Raw genomic sequence first — 13972 nt, forward strand, 5'->3', positions numbered from 1 at the left:
CGGTCGCAACTCCGTCCGGCCGTACGAGTGGACCGGCCCGTCGACCCGGGCGAGCGGTACCTACGGCCACTTTCCGGAGACCGGCCTGACCTCATAACGTGGCTGACCCCGGCACATCGTCATCGATTGGTGGTCACGTGACGAGCACGGTCGACGGTCCCAGGAACGCCACAGAATCGGCAACTTTCCTCACGCATGATGCGCCACGCGAGCGACAACCGTAATTGCGCGGCGCGGCCTACCGCGGTGAACGATTCGCCGACGGACCTGTCACCGAATTGGTCGCCGACGGCCGCCGGAGCGTGGCCCCGAAAGTCGAGTACGACCCGGAGTACGGCCCGGGTGAACGTCCTCAACGACCAGGGGTCCGCAGCCGCCGGCCCTGGAGCAACGGCGCCGCGCAACGACAGCGGCGGCAAGCGAGAGGAGAAGAGCAGTGACGTACGACGGTAACCACGGTGTGGTGATCCAGTGCTCGTGCAGCGGACCGGCGGCGGCCGGGCCGAACGCCACGGCGGACCAGGTCGACCACATGGGCGAGGCGTCACTGCGGGAGATTCTGGAGCAGTTGCGGACAACCCGGCAGTGGGTCGAGGAGAACCGGTCGCAGCTGGTCGAGCCGGAGCTGGCGCTGGAGGAGGTCGACGACATCGTGGATCTGATCCAGCAGGAGCGGCCGGACCGTAAGCGGGTCATGGTCAAGATGGACCGGCTGGTCAACCGGCTCAGCGCGGTGGGCGGCATCGCCGGGAACGCCTGGGGCCTGAGCCAGCTGGTCAACCAGTTCGCGCGCTGACCGATTCGGCGACGGCCGCGCCCCGGCCTCGTGTGGGGCCGGGGCGCGGCCGATCGAGCCGAGGTCAGCCGGCGGCGGACCGGAAGACCGGGTAGTAGCCGCCGGACTGCCCGGCCGCCGTCGGGTGGTACGACTTGCTCAGGCTCAGAACGTTGAGCGCGTGCAGCCACTTGGTGCCGTAGCTGCACAGCTGGTGGCCGACGAAGATCGAGCGGACGTCGGCGAAGGTGAAGCCGGCCGAGACGGCGGCCGTGCGGGTGATGTCGTCGAGCAGGTTGATGCCCTCGTTGATCTTCGCCCGGGACGTGGCGCTGAGTCCGACGCAGGTGGTGCCGAGCTGGTAGAAGACCGGGTAGCCGACCACCACCACGCGGGCCGAGGGCGAGCGGGACTTGATGCCGTTGTAGACGTTGGCGAGCCGGCCGGGCATCGAGGTGCGGGCCACGTTCATGGCGGACTGCACGGCCGCCACGCACTGGGTCTCCCCCTGGAGCACGCAGGTGCTCATGATGTTGGCGAAGCCGACGTCATTGCCGCCCACAGTCACGCTGACCAGCGTGGTGGTCGAGGAGAGCGCGGAGAGCTGGCTGTTGATGACGTCGGCGGTGGTGGCGCCGGAGCAGGCGACCGAACGGTACGACGCGGGTTTGATGTTGGCGTTGTAGAGCGCCGGATAGGCGTTCGTGCTGCGTAGACAGTTACCGCTCTCGGAGGTGTAGCTGTCGGCGCCGACGCCGGAGGCGTACGAGTCGCCGAGCGCGACGTAGCGGTCGGACGGGGCCGCCTGGGCGGGGGCGGCCAGGGACAGAGTGACCCCGACCGAGGCGGCCAGGGTCAGGGCGAGGGTGGCAAGACGGGATCTCCGCACGTCGCACTCCTGGGGGCGTGAAGTGGTGGTGAGAGATAGATATCAATAAGATTACAGCGCATGGAAGATCACCGATTTACGGTTCGGTGCACATAGCGACTACTCGCTACAAATCGCTGCCGGTCTCCCGAGGCGGGATGAAGGATTCTGCCGGGAGGGTCAGCCGCATCGCCGGGTCGGCGGTCTCCCGGAAGCCCAGGGCACGGTAGAGCGGACGGCCGGCCGCGCTCGGGTCGTCCGGCCCGCCGAGCCGCCGCTCCACGGTGCCCACCGCGCAGGCCGCAAGCGACGCGCCGTCCGGCGCGTCGACCACGAAGGCGGCCAGCCACGGGTCCGGCTCCGCCAGCCAGGTCCGCAGGTTGTCCCGGGCGATGTCCTGCCAGCGGCCCGGCGGCGTCGGCGCGCCGCTCATGCCGGCGAGCATCAGACCACGCAGCCGGACCAACTCCTCGGCGTCGGACGGAGTCGCCGGGCGAGCGTCACCCACGGGGCGGCGTCAGACCGGGCGGCGGCCGGCGAAACCGCACTCGACCCGGTGGTACCACCTGATGTCGGTGTCCCCCTCCAGCCAGCACCAGAGCACCGCCCGGCCGTCGCGCTCACCGGGGAAGTCGAGCAGCACCGGGGCGATCCCCTTGACCGCGATGTCGTGCTGGTGGAACTCGTCCACCACGAGATGCAGGCGCGCCTCCAGGGCCTTCACCTCGGCGAGCCCGCCGAGCGCGCTGACGCCGTGGTCGGCCAGGTCGACCCGCAGCTCGGCCAGGTCGGCCCGCAGCCGGATCAGTTCGTCGACGCGCGGCCGCAGCGTGGCCACCAGGTGTCGCGCCTGGGCGAGAGTGAACACCGGGCCAGTATGCGGCACGACCGGTTACACGGACGGGTCCCAGGCCGCGAGCTGGTCGAAGATGCGACTGTCGCCTTCGAACCGCAGGGAATCCAGCGGTATGCGGCCGTAGAAGAACAGGACCAGGTCAACTGGCCGTGCCCCGGGCGGAGACGTCGGCAGTGTCCGGGGCCCCGCCAGCAGCGGGCGTGAGGTGGGCGACCTGCGCCCCGTCGGCGGACAGCCGGAGGCGCCAGGAGCGGCCCTCGGTGGCGTGGTAGTCGACGACGGCGGGCTGGTGCGGCCAGGCGACAGTTGTCGCGCAGAGGGTGAACTGGCAGTCGTCGAAACCGTCGAGGGCGACCTCCTCCGGCAGCGGCTGCGGGGCGCCCACCGTGAGCTGGACGTCGTAGGTGTGTACCGCGATCTCGGGAACCTGGCGCCGCGCCCAGGCACCGGCGGTCTGCGGTGACGGCGAGTCGTCCCACCACGTCCAACAACCCCGATCCGGACCGGCCGCACGCAGCGTGCTCGTCAGCTGCTCGACGGACTCGGTCCACCAGGCCAGCAGAGCCTCGCGGTCCCGGGGCGCACCCACTCCGTCCTCCCAGGCCGACTTCTCCGGCGGCCCGTCCGCAGGCCCCGCGGCGACGATCGCGGCTGTCTTGCGGCGGCCCGTGCCCACGTGTTGGACGAGATCGAACAGCGTCCGCTCCGGATGGGTCGGAACCTTCATGTCGAGGCTGGGCGCCGCGGCGACAGCGGTGCGGAAGGCGGTCGACCGTTCGTCGATGAGCCGCAGATGATCGGAGAACGTCAACGTCTTGTGCACGTCGGCTTTCTACCAGTGCACCCGGCGACCGGACAGCGGTTTTCGCAGCCGGCTGTCAGGACTGGACGCGCTCCGCCTCCTGCACGAACGTGTCGGTCCGGCGCGCGCCCATCCGGTCCAGCTCGTCCAGCACCGCGCCCACCCCGTCCGCGCCGACCAGCACCGTGACCCGCAATCGGGCGGCGAGGGGCTGGTCCTGCCAGTAGCCGCGCGGCAGCAGGCTCGCCTCCGGCGTCGTCGTCGCGACCGCGGCGTCGCTGACGATGACCGAGAGCGCGCCCGCGCGCAGCAGGGCGTCGCGCAGTTCCGCGCTGTTCGTCGCGGGGTCCGGCTCCAGCAGCGCGGTGACCACCCGTACCCGCTGGCCGGGTGGCACGGCCGGTTCACCGGCCGGCGCCGCCGCGGTACGGCGCCGGGGCGCGCCGGGCGCGGTCAGGCTGGTCACCCCGCCCAGGTGGTACGCGTCGGCGCCCTGTTGCGCCTGGTCCAGGCGCTCCTGGTCGGCGAGCGGGACGCGCAGGCCGACGAGCGCCTGCACCCCGGCGGCGATCAGCCAGGTCAGGACGAAGGAGAACGCGACAACGCTCACCACGCCGACGAGCTGGCGCCACAGCAGGCCGCCTCCGCCGCCGAGGAACAGCCCGTCGGCGCCGAGCGGGTTGACCCCGCGGTTGCCGAACAGGCCGAGCAGGAGCGTGCCGAGCATGCCGCCGACGAAGTGCACGGCGAGCACGTCGAGCGCGTCGTCGAGGCGCAGCAGGTACTTCAGTTTCAGCGCGAAGTGGCAGACCAGGCCGGCCAGCGCGCCGATCGCGACGGCTGACGCCGCGTTGACGTACCCGGCGGTCGGGGTGACAGTCGCGAGGCCCGCCACCGCGCCGGAGACCGCGCCCACGACGGTGCTGTGTCCGTCGGTGACGCGTTCCAGCGCCAGCCAGACGAGCATCGCCGCGGCGGCGGCGAGGTGCGTGTTGAGGACGGCCTGCGCGGCGAGGCCGTTGGCCTGGAGGCCGTCGCCGCCGTTGAAGCCGAACCAGCCGAACCAGAGGATGCCCGCGCCGACGATGGTCAGCGGGATCGAGTTCGGTGGCGCGGCGGTGTGCGGCCAGTTCCGGCGGCGGCCGACGACGAGCAGGACGGCGAGGACGGCGGCGCCGGCGCTGGCGTGCACGACGAGCCCGCCGGCCCAGTCCTGGGTGCCGAACTTCGCCAGCCATCCGCCGGGGTGCCAGAGCCAGTGCGCGATCGGCGCGTAGACCACCACCGACCAGACCGCGAGGAACAGCACCCAGCCGCCGAAGCGCAGCCGGCCCGCTGTGGCGCCGGTGACGAGCGCCGGTGTGATCACCGCGAACATCATCTGGAACAGCACGAATGCCAGCGTCGGAATGGTGATCCGGCCGTCGACCACGTGCAGGTTCGGCGCGGGCGGCACCTTCAGGTCGGTCAGCCCGAACAGCTCCAGGTTGCCGAACAGCCCGCTGCCGGCGTCGTCGCCGAAGGCGATGGTGTAGCCGACGAGCACCCAGGTCAGGCTGACCACGCCCAGCGCGATCATGTTCTGTTGCAGCATCGCCAGCACGTTGCGGGTACGGACCATGCCGCCGTAGAACGCGGCGAGCCCCGGCGTCATGAACAGGACGAGCCCGGCGCAGACAAGCACCCAGGCGGTGTCACCCGCGTTCGGAGCGGACACGGTTTCCCTCCTTCTCTCGCAGGTGGACGGAGTCGCGGACGGTGTGCAGGACGCTGTCCTTGACCCGTTCGTGGTTGGGCAGCGGCGCGAAGTGCCGGTCCGGCAGCAGCAACAGCCAGGTGGCGATGTTGAACGGACCGGTCAGCACCGGGATGCCCAGCGGCGTGAGCATGGTGGTCAGCGCCATCTGCACGAACAACGTCAGCGCGATGCCGAACAGCGTGTAGACGGTCACCAGCGCGCCGGGACGGTGCGCCACAGCGCCCACCACGACCGCGGTCAGGACCGCGTTGAAGGCGAACAGCCCTTTGTCCAGCGACGCGCCGTCGGCGCCGAACCAGAGCGCCAGCAGCGTCGCGCCGACGGCGCCGATCACCGCGAACAGCGCCGACCACCGGGAGTTGATCAGCAGAGCGACGAGGATGAGCAGGCCGGTGACCCAGCTCTCGATCAGGTAGACCTGGGACACGCCCTTGAAGAACGTCGGGACGAGGCCCCAGTCGAACGTGCCGCCGGCCGACGACCCCTCACCGGGGAACTTCGGCGTCAGCTTGGTGAGCACCGTGAACCTGTCGAACTGGTACGCCGCCATCAGCAGGAACCAGGTCGTGAGCACGAACGGGAACGTGTAGGCGGTCAGGTTCCAGCGTTTGAACACGGCGTTGAGGGCGAGCGTGACCACCACCGTGCCGATCGCGCCGAGCACGAGGTAGAGCCACATCAGCGGGCGCTGGTCCAGGAACGTGGGCACCGCGAGCCCGGTCAGCAGCGGGCTGAAGCCGAACAGGCCCTTGCGCCAGCTGGACATGTCGACCCGCAGCGCCAGCGCGGTGGCGGTGCCCACGACCAGGCCGAGCACGCCGCCGCCGAACACCCGGGGCGTCCCGTTCTCGAACGCGCCCCAGGCGAGCGCGATCAGGATGAGCAGGCCACTGAGCGGATTGTTCTGGAGCACCACCTGCGCGGCGCCGCGCAGGCAGGCGTCGACGAACCCGACCGCCGGGTTCCGGTCGGCCAGCCGGTGCCAGCCACGTCCGATGTCGGCCATCTCGCTGCCCTCCGGGTCAACGCCAGCTGAAGACCGGCGGGAAGGTGCAGCCGGTCACCTCTTCGCGGGCGGCGACGCAGAACGCGCGTACCGCTGCGCGGACCGGTTCGGTCTCCTGCCCGAGCACCTTGAACACCAGGCCGGCGTCGTTCGGCAGCCGGCTCACAGCGGTGGCCAGCGGTGTCACCTCGTCCCACACCGGCGTCGCGGTCCGCTCGAAGACCCTTGCCGCCCGGTCCGGGTCGGTGAGCAGCACGACGTTGCCGAAGACGTGGAAGCGGTCCATCATCCCGATCCGCGTCACCGGGAACCGGCCGGGCGTGATGACGAACTTCTCCACGAACAGTGGCCGGCCGTCGGGCCGCTGCGCCCGCAGCGTGGTCGAGAACAGGTCGTACGCGAAGATCTCGCCGTCGCGGTAGTACTTGCGGCCGGGCTGGAGCACCTCGGCGTACAGCATTGTCGCGGTCTCCGGGAGCCGCACCACGGTGTCGGAGACGAACCGGCTGCGCCGGAACGGGATCACCGGCTCCGGCAGGAACTCCAGGTAGGCGTCCTCGGCCAGGGTGAAGCTCTGGCTCTGGGTGCCGTAGTTGGCGTCCATCTCCTGGATCTTGGTGGCGGCCTGGGTGACCAGGTGCGCCTGCGCTCCAGGCCCCAGGTCGACGTCCATCCGCAGCCGGTCGCCCTGGAGCACGCCGCCGGAGGTGGTGAGGATCATGACGCAGGGCAGACCCGGCATCTCCTCGTCCCAGTACAGCGCGCGCTGCACCAGCAGCGGGGACTGCCGGTAGACGTCGCGCAGGATGGTCCGGTCCGCGCGCCGCTCGAACCCCAGCCGGAGGATGCCCACCTTGCCGTTCGCGGCAGCCGGCAACTGGGCCGGCTGGTCCTGGTACGGCGCGAGTTCCCGGACGGAGTCCAGAGTGGTCATGCCAGCACTTCGGCGTCGAAGAGCGCGTTGCGGCGGACCAGGTCCACCAGGTCGTCGATGCCCTCGCCGGTCTTGCAGTTGGTGAAGACGAACGGCTTGCCGCCGCGCATCAGCTCGGCGTCGCGGGCCATCACGTCCAGGTCGGCGTCGACGTACGGGGCCAGGTCGGTCTTGTTGATCACGAGGATGTCGGACTTGGAGATGCCGGGGCCGTTCTTGCGCGGGATCTTGTCGCCGGCCGCCACGTCGATCACGTAGATGAAGTAGTCGACGAGGGCCGGGCTGAAGGTGAGCGTCAGGTTGTCCCCGCCGCTCTCGATGAGCACGACGTCGCTGTCCGGGAACCGCGCCTCCATGTCCTCCACGGCGGCGAGGTTCATGCTGGGGTCCTCGCGTACGGCCGTGTGCGGGCAGGCGCCGGTCTCCACGCCGACGATGCGTTCCTCCACCAGCACGCCGGTCAGGGCGCGGCGGACGTGCTTGGCGTCCTCGGTGGTGACCACGTCGTTGGTGATGACCAGGATGCGCAGGCCCTGCTCGACCAGGCGGGGCACGACGGCCTCGATGATGGCCGTCTTGCCGCTGCCCACCGGGCCGCCGACACCGATCCGACTCGCTGATTTCATCTTGGGAAAAGCCCTTCAGGTGGTGAGCGGGAGCGCTCAGCTCATGAACATCCGTACGTGTGCGTGCTGGTGCGCGCCGGCCAGCACGTCGAGGTGCGGCGCGAAGCTCTGCATGTCGTCGAGCCCGGCGGTGCGCACCTCCTCGTAGTCCGCGCCGACCCGCTCGTTGACCGCGAAGAGGATCGACTGGGTGTCGAGGTGGTCCACCCGCATCAGCCGGACCGCCGCGCCGAGCACCATGGAGGCCGCGCCGTACTGGTGGGCGGCGAACGCGTCCGCCTCGCCCACGTCGAGTTCGGCGAAGAGCACGCCGAGCGCGACCGGGTAGGTGACCGGGACTCCGCCGCCGCTCTCCGCGACGCGCTTGCGCAGCAGGGACTCCCCCACCACCCGTTCGGCGGCCTCGGCCAGCTTGCGCCCCATGCGGACGGTCATCGTCCGCGTCTCCTCGTTGATCTTGCGCAGGTGTACGGCCTCGTCGGCCGCCCGGATCCGGTCGAGGTCCCCGGCGCCCGCGGCGCGGTGCGCCACGAGCAGCGCGACGCCGTCACCGGTGGCGGCGGCACGGGTGACCGTCCGCACGAACTCCTGCAACGTGGTCCGGTCGTGCACCGCGCCCTGCTCGACAGCCGTCTCCAGCCCGTTGGAGAAGGAGAACGCGCCGACCGGGAAGACCGAGTCGCCGAACTGGAGCAGCTTCAGGGCCCCGGTCACCGTGGACACCCCGGCCCCTCAGTTCAGATCGGCGGGCAGGTGCGTGTGCGGGGTCGAGTCGGCCCCGCCGAACAGCCGCCGCGACTCGTGCGGGGCCAGGTACGCGATGATCTCGGTGCCGGGGATGAACTCGTGGGTGAGGCCGGTGAACGCGTGGGTCCGCATCACCGAGTCCATGACCTTGCTGTCCACCGTCAGCGGGACGTACATCTTGGTGCCCTTCACGACCGCCGGCCAGTGCTGGTTGCCGATCGCGTGGCCGAGTTCGACGGCGGAGCGGATCACCATGTCCAGCGACTCGCCGTGCAGCGTGTCGAGGTGTACGACCATCACCTCGCCGAGCGCGATCCGGGCCACCACAGCGGTCGCTGTGGCGTCGTCCCAGGCGAGCACGTCTCCGTCGCGCAGCCGTACGCCGCGGGCCAGGGACAGCGCCAGTTCGGTGCCGAGGCTCGTGGTCCGGCGCAGCCGGCTCTTCTGGGCGTCCCACTGGTCGAGGACCAGGTCGTCGACCTTGGCCTCCCGGAGCCGCTCGGTCCAGGCCGGCTCGTTCACGTTGCCGAGTACCGTTTCGACGAGCATGTGTTCTCCTTTCACGCGACCCCGCCACCGGCCCGGCCGACAGCGGGCGCCGCGCCGGGTCAGCTGAAGAAGTAGAGCTGGCTGAGGGGAAGGTTCTTGGCCGCCGGCACTGTCGCGTGCACGCCGTCCATCTTGACCGCGAAGGTCTCCGGGTCGACCTCGAGCTTCGGCGTACGGTCGTTGCGCACCATGTCGCGCTTGGTCAGGTTGCGGCAGCCGTAGACCGGCATGACCTGCCGTTGCAGGCCGAGCTTCTCGGCGACGCCCGCCTCGTGCGCGGCCCGGGACACGAACGTCACGCAGTTCTTGGCGACCTGGGTGCCGGTGGCGCCGAACATGGGCCGGTAGTAGACCGGCTGCGGGGTGGGCAGCGAGGCGTTCGGGTCGCCCATGATGGACCAGGCGATCATGCCGCCCTTGAGCACCATCTTCGGCTTCGTGCCGAAGAACGCGGGTTCCCAGAGGACGAGGTCGGCGAGCTTGCCCGGGCTGACCGAGCCGATGACGTGCGAGACGCCCTGGGTGATCGCCGGGTTGATGGTCATCTTGGCGACGTAGCGCAGGACGCGGAAGTTGTCGTTGGCGTCGGAGTCCTCGGCCAGCTTGCCGCGGACGTTCTTCATCTGCCCGGCGAGCTGGACGGTGCGCAGCCAGGTCTCCCCCACCCGGCCCATGGCCTGCGAGTCGCTCTGCATCATCGAGATGACGCCCTCGTCGAGGAGCACGTCCTCGGCGGCGATGGTCTCGGTGCGGATCCGGCTCTCCACGAAGGCGACGTCCGAGGGCACCTTCGGGTTGAAGTTGTGGCAGACCATGATCATGTCGTACAGCTCGGACTGGCTGTTGATGCCGTACGGCACCGTGGGCGTGGTCGAGGCGGGCAGCACGTTCATCTGGCCGGCGACCTTGATGATGTCCGGCGCGTGCCCGCCGCCCGCGCCCTCGGTGTGGAAGGTGTGGATGGTACGGCCCTCGAAGGCGGCGATGCTGTCCTCGATGTAGCCGCTCTCGTTGAGCGTGTCGGTGTGGATGCTGATCTGGACGTCGTACTCGTCGGCGACGGCCAGGCAGGACCGGATCACCGCGGGCGGCGCGCCCCAGTCCTCGTGGATCTTGAAGCTGGGGACTCCGGCCATGATCTGCTCGACGAGGGGCGCCCGGCCGCTGCTGTTGCCCTTGCCCAGCAGGCCGATGTTGATCGGCAGGTCCTCGAAGGACCGCATCATGTTCTCGATGTTCCACGGGCCGGGCGTGATGGTGACGCCGTTGGTGCTGTCGGTCGGCCCGGTGCCGCCGCCCCAGAGGGTGGTGACGCCGTTGCTGAGCGCCGCCCACACCTGCTGCGGGGTGACCAGGTGGACGTGCGCGTCGATGCCGCCGGCGGTCAGGATCAGGTGCTCACCGGAGATCGCGTCGGTGCCCGGTCCGGTCACCAGGCCCGGGGTCACCCCGTCCATGATGTTGGGGTTGCCGGCCTTGCCGATCCCGGCGATCTTTCCGTCCTTGATCCCCACGTCCGCCTTGACCACGCCGAGCAGCGCGTCGACGATTGTCACGTTGGTGATCACCAGGTCCACCACGCCCTCGGCGCTGGTGGCCTGGCTGGCACTGCCCATGCCGTCGCGCAGGGTCTTGCCACCGCCGTACATGACCTCGTCACCGAGGACCCGCAGATCCTTCTCGATCTCGATGTAGAGGTCGGTGTCACCCAGCCGGATCTGGTCGCCCGTGGTCGGGCCGTACATTCCGGCATATTCCTGCCGTGAGATCTGACTCATGCGTTCTCGCTCCAGCTCTGGCGCGTCGAAGGATTGCCGGGCTACTTGTCGCCCTTGCCGCTCTTGTCCTGGCCCTTGCCCTTGCCCTTGGCCTGTTCCTTGGCCTGACCCTGGTCCTGCTGCTGCGGTGTCGTCTTGAAGCCGCGCGTCTGGGCCTGGTGGAGCGCCTCGGCCCGGTCCGGCCGGTACCCGGGGATCGGCCCGTCGCCGGTCCAGCCCTGGACCAGGCCGTTGAAGCCGTACACCCGCTGGGAACCGCCGTACGGGACGAGCTGGACGGTCTTGCGGTCGCCGGGCTCGAACCGGATCGAGGTCGTGGCCGGGATGTTCAGCCGCTTCCCGAACGCCGACGGGCGGTCGAACTCCAGGAAGCGGTTGGCCTCGAAGAAGTGGAAGTGGGAGCCGACCTGGATGGGCCGGTCACCGGTGTTGTGCACGACCACCTCGGTCACCGGCCGCCCGGCGTTGAGTTCCAGAGGTTGGTCGCTGAGCTTGTAGCCGCCGATGGGCCGAAGGTGCTTGGAGTTCGGTCCCGGATGTTGTTTCGCCATGTCGCCCCCGCTCTGCCGGAGACCGTGGCCTCCGGTCGCTGCTCTACTGGATGGGTGAGTGGACGGTGATCAGCCGTGACCCGTCGGTGAAGACCGCCTCGACCTGGAGCATCGGGATCATGTCCGCCACGCCGGGGATCACGTCGTCCGCCGTGAGCACGTGGCTGGCGTCGTTCATGACCTCCTCGACGGTCTTGCCCTCCCGCGCGCCTTCGAGCGCCGCGGCGCAGATCACCGCCACGGCCTCGGGGTGGTTGAGCTTGACCCCGCGCGCCCTGCGGGCGTTGGCGACCATCGCCAACGAGTGGATCGTCAGCTTGTCGAATTCCTTCGGCGTGAGATGCATTTCGCGATCCCTTCGTCCGCACCTTCTGTACGGTTTCAGCTATTTCGTCACGGTAGGAGCGGATTGGCTGCCCCGCAGGCTTTCAGGGAGATTTCAGGAACCGGTGTGCGTCCGCTTGCGCCGGTCGTAGTCGGCGACCCACATCTGCTGGATCTGCTCCGGCGTCCGGCCCCTGGTCTCCGGCAGATAGCGCCGGACGAACAGGAAGCCGACCACGCACAGGCCGGCGAAGAGCGCGAAGACGCCCGACCGGCCGAGCGCGTCGAGCAGGCTCAGGAAGAACTGCGTGATCAGGTACTCGGTGCCCCAGTGGGTGGCGGAGGCGATCGCCACGCACCGCCCTCGGATCGGGCCGGGATAGATCTCGTTGATCACGGTCCACGCGGCCGGGCCGATCGACACGGCGTAGAAGGCGACGAAGAAGACCACGCCGAACAGCAGGAACAGGCCCGCGGTGGTGATCCGGCCGTCGCCGCGCCCGGCACCCGCGCCGAGGAAGCTGACGCTCACCACGGCGAGCGAGACCGCCATCCCGGCCAGGCCGACCAGCAGCAGCGGCCGGCGGCCGACGCGGTCCAGCAGGCCCACCGCGACGAGCGCGAACGCCGCGTCCACCGCGCCGATGGCCCAGGTGGTCGCGGAGAGCTGCGCCTCCGGGGTACGGAATCCGGCCGCCGCGAAGATCGAGTCGGCGTAGTAGATGATGCCGTTGATCCCGGTCGTCTGCTGGAACAGCGCCAGCCCCACGCCCAGCGCGAGCGGACGCCGCCACTGCGGGGACAGCAGCTCCCGCCAGCTCGCCCGGCGGCCGTGCAGGCTCTTCTCGACCTCTCCGAGACGCTGGTCCACCCGGTCCTCGGGGACGGTCCGGCACAGCGACTGCCGGGCACGGCGGCGGTCGCCCCGCTTGAGGTACCAGACCGCCGAGTCCGGCACCACCACGGTGACCAGGATCAGCGCCACGCCCAGCACGACCGCGGCGCCGAGCAGGTACCGCCACGACTCGCCGCCGGTGAACAGCTCGTCCGCGAGGTAGCCGATGAAGATCGCGAAGGTGGTCGAGAACTGGTAGACCGCGAGCAGGCCACCACGGATGCGTTCCGGCGCGGCCTCGGCCGCGAACATCGGTCCGGCGACCGAGGCGACGCCGATGCCCACGCCGAGGAGCAGCCGCGCGCCGAGCAGCGCGCCGATGGTCGGGGCCGCCGCCTGCACGATCGTGCCGACGACGTAAGCGCCGGCGGCGACCCAGAGCGCGCCCCGCCGGCCGATCCGGTCGGCGAGGTGACTACCGGCGAGCGCGCCGGCCAGCGCGCCGAGCGTCACCCAGCTCGCCGCCACCTCCACCTCGAAGGTGTCCACGTCGAACGTGCGCCGGATGTCGTGCAGGGCGCCGCTGATGACGCCCTGGTTGTAGCCGAAGAACGCGCCGGAGAGGACGACGATCGACACGATCGCCACGAGGTTGTGGCGGGGCGGCCGGGCCGGTCGCGCGTCCGCTCGCCGCCATGTCACCCCGTCCGCCGGTGGCCGCCTCGCGAAGCGCCCTAACCCATATATATCCGACATATAGTAGGTTCGCCGCGGCGGCCCGACAGCGAAACTCCCGGACGCTGCCGGGGCTGCTCCTGCACACGGACGGGGGACGGGTGAATTGGTCGGCGCCGTACGGCCTCGCGGACTCCTACCGCGAGTTCCGGCACCCGCTCGCGGCGCTGGTGCTCGCCGTCGTCACCGCCGGCGCGCTGGACGCCTTCGCGTTCCTGCGGTACGGCGCGTTCGTCGCCAACCAGTCCGGCAACGCCATCTTCCTCGGCATGGGACCGGCCGGCGGGCACCCCACGTGGCCGGTCTCGGCGGCGTCGATCGTCGCGTTCGCCACCGCCGCCGGACTGGTCAGCCTGCTCCGCCGCCGAACCGGGCCGACGGCGGCGCCGCTGGTGGACATCGCCGTCACCGAGATCGCCATGGTGGTCTGGACCGTGCTCAACCTGGCGCTCGCGTACGGCCGGGACGGCACGGCCGTACGGGTGCTGCTCGCCGCCGCCGGCGCGGCCGCCATGGGCAGCCTGACCACGGTGGCGAGCCGTACCGCGGGGATCGCGACGCCGATCACCTACCAGTCGGACACCACGACGAAGACCGGTGAGCGGGCCGCCCGCTGGCTGCTCGGTCCCACCGCCGGCCGGGCCCGGGCCCGGCGGGGCACTCTGCTCGGGCTGCTCGCCCTGGTCAGCTACAGCGTCGGCGGCGCGGTCGGCACGCTCGCCCAGCACCGGCCCCGCTGGGTGCCGCTGTGGGGGACGCTCGCCCTGGCCGTGCTGATCCTGCTGCTCCGGCGGCACCCGGGACCGGCATCGCGTCCCGGCTGAGCG

Annotated in this window: 16 protein-coding genes; 2 read left to right on the forward strand and 14 right to left on the reverse strand. The window is 70.5% G+C overall.

Going from position 1 to position 13972, the window contains the following annotated elements; genetic code table 11:
* The first annotated feature begins 436 nt into the window (after nt 1–436).
* Nucleotides 437–796, forward strand: coding sequence for a hypothetical protein (locus FHU28_RS25685; protein WP_184686945.1), 360 nt, complete (start codon nt 437–439; stop codon nt 794–796).
* A gap of 64 nt (nt 797–860) precedes the next feature.
* On the opposite strand, the gene FHU28_RS25690 is transcribed toward FHU28_RS25685, so the two are convergent.
* The 14 genes from FHU28_RS25690 to FHU28_RS25755 form a co-directional block, all read right to left on the reverse strand.
* The gene (locus tag FHU28_RS25690; protein ID WP_116507516.1) at nt 861–1664 is read right to left on the reverse strand and encodes an SGNH/GDSL hydrolase family protein; all 804 of its coding nucleotides are present in this window, start codon (nt 1662–1664) and stop codon (nt 861–863) included.
* Nucleotides 1665–1770: 106 nt separating this feature from the next.
* Nucleotides 1771–2151 carry a GNAT family N-acetyltransferase gene (locus tag FHU28_RS25695; RefSeq protein WP_184686946.1) on the reverse strand — a complete coding sequence of 127 codons (381 nt, stop codon included), beginning with the start codon at nt 2149–2151 and terminating at the stop codon, nt 1771–1773.
* A gap of 9 nt (nt 2152–2160) precedes the next feature.
* Nucleotides 2161–2511: a DUF2203 domain-containing protein gene (locus tag FHU28_RS25700; RefSeq protein WP_036342567.1), complete on the reverse strand. Its 351-nt coding sequence runs from the start codon at nt 2509–2511 to the stop codon at nt 2161–2163.
* A gap of 127 nt (nt 2512–2638) precedes the next feature.
* Nucleotides 2639–3322 (reverse strand): maleylpyruvate isomerase family mycothiol-dependent enzyme, encoded by a 684-nt coding sequence (locus tag FHU28_RS25705; protein ID WP_311773650.1) that lies wholly within the window; start codon nt 3320–3322, stop codon nt 2639–2641.
* A gap of 55 nt (nt 3323–3377) precedes the next feature.
* Nucleotides 3378–5018, reverse strand: a complete 1641-nt coding sequence (locus FHU28_RS25710; RefSeq protein ID WP_184686947.1) for an ammonium transporter — start codon at nt 5016–5018, stop codon at nt 3378–3380.
* A complete protein-coding gene (yut, locus tag FHU28_RS25715) occupies nt 4996–6066 on the reverse strand; it encodes an urea transporter (RefSeq protein WP_184686948.1) in 1071 nt (356 codons plus the stop codon). The genes FHU28_RS25710 and yut overlap by 23 nt, the downstream gene beginning before the upstream one ends.
* Before the next feature lie 16 nt (nt 6067–6082).
* The gene (locus FHU28_RS25720) at nt 6083–7000 is read right to left on the reverse strand and encodes an urease accessory protein UreD (RefSeq protein ID WP_184686949.1); all 918 of its coding nucleotides are present in this window, start codon (nt 6998–7000) and stop codon (nt 6083–6085) included.
* On the reverse strand, nt 6997–7626 hold the full coding sequence (ureG, locus tag FHU28_RS25725; RefSeq protein WP_013287653.1) for an urease accessory protein UreG: 630 nt from the start codon (nt 7624–7626) through the stop codon (nt 6997–6999). The genes FHU28_RS25720 and ureG overlap by 4 nt, the downstream gene beginning before the upstream one ends.
* 36 nt (nt 7627–7662) lie before the next feature.
* On the reverse strand, nt 7663–8340 hold the full coding sequence (locus FHU28_RS25730; protein ID WP_311773651.1) for an urease accessory protein UreF: 678 nt from the start codon (nt 8338–8340) through the stop codon (nt 7663–7665).
* 18 nt (nt 8341–8358) lie between these two features.
* Nucleotides 8359–8922, reverse strand: a complete 564-nt coding sequence (locus FHU28_RS25735) for an urease accessory protein UreE (protein WP_184686951.1) — start codon at nt 8920–8922, stop codon at nt 8359–8361.
* A gap of 59 nt (nt 8923–8981) precedes the next feature.
* A complete protein-coding gene (locus tag FHU28_RS25740) occupies nt 8982–10700 on the reverse strand; it encodes an urease subunit alpha (RefSeq protein WP_184686952.1) in 1719 nt (572 codons plus the stop codon).
* A gap of 41 nt (nt 10701–10741) precedes the next feature.
* A complete protein-coding gene (locus FHU28_RS25745; protein WP_184686953.1) occupies nt 10742–11251 on the reverse strand; it encodes an urease subunit beta in 510 nt (169 codons plus the stop codon).
* 43 nt (nt 11252–11294) lie between these two features.
* Entirely contained in the window at nt 11295–11597 is a 303-nt protein-coding gene (locus FHU28_RS25750) for an urease subunit gamma (protein WP_064445193.1), read from the reverse strand.
* Between the two features lie 93 nt (nt 11598–11690).
* Nucleotides 11691–13049 (reverse strand): sugar porter family MFS transporter, encoded by a 1359-nt coding sequence (locus FHU28_RS25755; protein WP_311773652.1) that lies wholly within the window; start codon nt 13047–13049, stop codon nt 11691–11693.
* Between the two features lie 197 nt (nt 13050–13246).
* Between FHU28_RS25755 and FHU28_RS25760 the strand changes: the two genes are divergently transcribed.
* Nucleotides 13247–13969: a YoaK family protein gene (locus FHU28_RS25760; RefSeq protein WP_311773653.1), complete on the forward strand. Its 723-nt coding sequence runs from the start codon at nt 13247–13249 to the stop codon at nt 13967–13969.
* Nucleotides 13970–13972 lie beyond the last annotated feature (3 nt).

Source organism: Micromonospora echinospora, from assembly GCF_014203425.1.
Classification (GTDB): domain Bacteria; phylum Actinomycetota; class Actinomycetes; order Mycobacteriales; family Micromonosporaceae; genus Micromonospora; species Micromonospora echinospora_A.